Genomic DNA, 2,728 nt, shown 5'->3' on the forward strand with positions numbered 1-2,728 from the left:
ATTCGGCTTCGGTCCGCAGGAGGCGGCTTGGCGTGCCGCAGCGGACTGGCCCGCCGCTCGCCTGCGGGCCTACCAGGATAAAGACCAGGGTACCGGGCCTGTTCTGCTGATCGTTCCCGCACCGTTCAAGCGCGCCTACATCTGGGACCTGCTTGCGCAGGTCAGCGTCGTCCGACGCTGCCGGTCCCGAGGGCTGCGCGTCTATCTCCTCGACTGGCGGATCCCCGGCGAGCAGGACAACGGCTGGAGCCTTGCTGACTACGCTGACCACCTGCCAACCGCTGCCCTTGCGGTGATCGAGGCCGAGACAGGTGTCTCCCGGCCGCTGATCGCCGGCCACTCGCTGGGGGGCACCTTCGCGGCGGTCTTTGCCGCGCTTCATCCCGAGCAGGTCGGCGGCCTCATCCTTGTGGACGCTCCGCTCGCCTTCGGCGCGGACGGCGGGCCGCTTGCGCAAGCTGTGCGGCTGATCCCGCACGCGAGCGTCATCCGGGCGACCGCTGGCAGTCCGGTGCCCGGGTCTGTGATCAACGCGCTGAGCCTCGGGGCTGCGCCGCACGCCTTTCAGCTGCAGCCACCTCTGGATCTCGCCGCGAGCCTGCCCGACCCGCTCGCCCTCACCGTCCACACCCATGTGGCACGTTGGGCGCTCGACGAGTTCCCGCTGCCGGGTCAGCTCTTCGAAGATGTCCTTGAGCAGCTCTACCGCGAGGATCGATTCCGGCAGGGGACACTCCGAGTCGGCGGCCGGTGCATCGGACTTGATGATCTACGCGCGCCCGTCATGGCGGTGATCAACCCGTCCGGGCAGGTCGTGCCGCCGGCCTCGCTGCTGCGCGGTCTCGATGCGGCCGCGCATGCGCCTGCCGAGGTGCTCACCTACGAGGGTGACCGGGGCCCGCTGCTGCAGCATCTCGGACCCTTGGTCGCGCCAGTCTCGCATGAGCGCCTCTGGCCGAGGATCGTCGATTGGGCCGAGCGTGCCGTCTGAAGAGGATCGGGCTCTGAGGCAGTCCCGAGCCCTCGAAGCTACCTGCGAATGAGCTGCAAGGGATGTGGCCCCGTCAGCCGAGACAAGCCCATGCGAAGGTTCAGCCGGACAGGATCGCCCAACCGTGCGGACGGAGGCTCACCTGTTCCGCTCCCTCGCCGCCTGCTCCCAGATCGCCCTCCCCAATCTCAATGAGATGAGCACCAGGTGCCGGCAGCACGGCGGGTTCATCAGCAAGGTTCAAGGCAAGCAGCACGCGTTGGTGCCCGTCCGCCATCGCGAGCACGAGCTGCTCGTTGGTCAGATGGATCTTCCGTGGGCGGGTGCGGAGTAACCAGGGGTGACGACGGCGCAGAGCGATGAGGCTCTGGTGCAGCCGGTACGTCGACCAGCCGTAAGGAGCGAGACTGCCGGGCGTCGGTGGGAAGCTCGGACGGATTGCATCGTCCCCGCCGACGCGCTCCTCCTTCAAGCCGCGGAAGGCCTGCTCGTCGCCAGCGTAGATCGATGGCGTACCGCCACAGGTGAACAGGATGGCGAGCGCGTGGGGCAAGTGCCGCTCGTCCCGCAGACGGCTCGCGATCCGGGTCACGTCGTGGTTGCCCACGAAGGTCAGCGGCACGAAAGCAGCGAGATAGCTGTTGTGGCGTTCCAGCGCGTGGGCGAGCTCGAACAGGTTCCGGTCGTTCAGCGCGCTCCAGATCGCCTTCCAGAGCTCGTACTGGGTGACCGCATCCATGCCGGTGTCCCGCACGATGCTGGCGTAGTCGCCGTGGATCACTTCGCCGACGATGAAGGCGTCCGGATGGGCGGCGCGAACCCGGGGCAGCACGTTCGCCCAGAAGGGCCGCGGGACGGCGTAGGCTGCATCCAGCCGCCAGCCGTCAGCGCCGCGGGCGAGCCAGTGGTTCATGACGGAGGAGACGTGGTCCGCGACCTCAGGCTCGTCGTGGTTGAGGGTGACGAGCTGCCGGTGTCCCTCGAAGCAGGCGTAGTCCGGCTCGGTCCCAGGAGCGGTGCCGCGCGGCCAGGACAGCCTGAACCAGCTGGCTCGGTCCGCTTGTGGCCCGCGTTGAAGAACCTCCTGAAAGGCAGGATGGGCACGTCCGACGTGGTTGAACACGCCGTCGAGCAGGATGCGCAGGCCACGAGCGCGGGCCGCCTCGACCAGGGAGTCGAAGTCGGCGTCGTCGCCCAGACGTGGGTCGATCCGGAAGTGGTCGGTGGTGTCGTAGCCGTGCGTCGATGCGGCGAAGATGGGTCCGAGCGCCAAGCCTGAGATGCCGAGCTCGACCGCGTAGTCGAGCCAAGCGTGCAGGTGGGACAATCGATGAGCAATCGGCGCACCGGGAGCGGCCTCGGGCTCGGCGCCGACGAAGCCGAGGGGAAAGACCTGCCACCAGACGGCGTGTTCTATCCAAGCCGGCACCAAACCTCCATACGTCTTCATCCGTGGACGAACCCGGTTGTGCCGCGGCTGTTGCCGTTGCCACCTTCGTCGCTCTTTCGGTCGTGTGGCAGGACACGTCTCTTGTAAGGCATGCCGGAGCGGCGTGGCATCAGCTGCACTGGCCGGGGCCGTTTCGTGCGTCCATCGCCCTACGGAACGCACCCCAGAAGATCTGCCTTGAGCCCCGCTTGAAACATAAGGCTCGGTGAATCTGACCGGAGCCTGAGCATTGACCCAAGCGCGAATATCAGATCCGGCGTTATTGTAGGGCGACCGGGCGGAGCAAT

2 protein-coding genes are annotated in these 2,728 nt (G+C 67.4%); one reads left to right on the forward strand and one right to left on the reverse strand.

The genetic code is table 11. The features are described from left to right. Positions 1–991 (forward strand): alpha/beta fold hydrolase (locus MOX02_RS30105; RefSeq protein WP_147029428.1); only part of this gene is annotated, 991 nt, incomplete at its 5' end. 100 nt (positions 992–1,091) lie between these two features. On the opposite strand, the gene MOX02_RS30110 is transcribed toward MOX02_RS30105, so the two are convergent. After that, positions 1,092–2,420 carry an alpha-amylase family protein gene (locus MOX02_RS30110; protein WP_147029429.1) on the reverse strand — a complete coding sequence of 443 codons (1,329 nt, stop codon included), beginning with the start codon at positions 2,418–2,420 and terminating at the stop codon, positions 1,092–1,094. Positions 2,421–2,728 lie beyond the last annotated feature (308 nt).

This window comes from Methylobacterium oxalidis (assembly GCF_007992195.1).
Classification (GTDB): Bacteria; Pseudomonadota; Alphaproteobacteria; order Rhizobiales; family Beijerinckiaceae; genus Methylobacterium; species Methylobacterium oxalidis.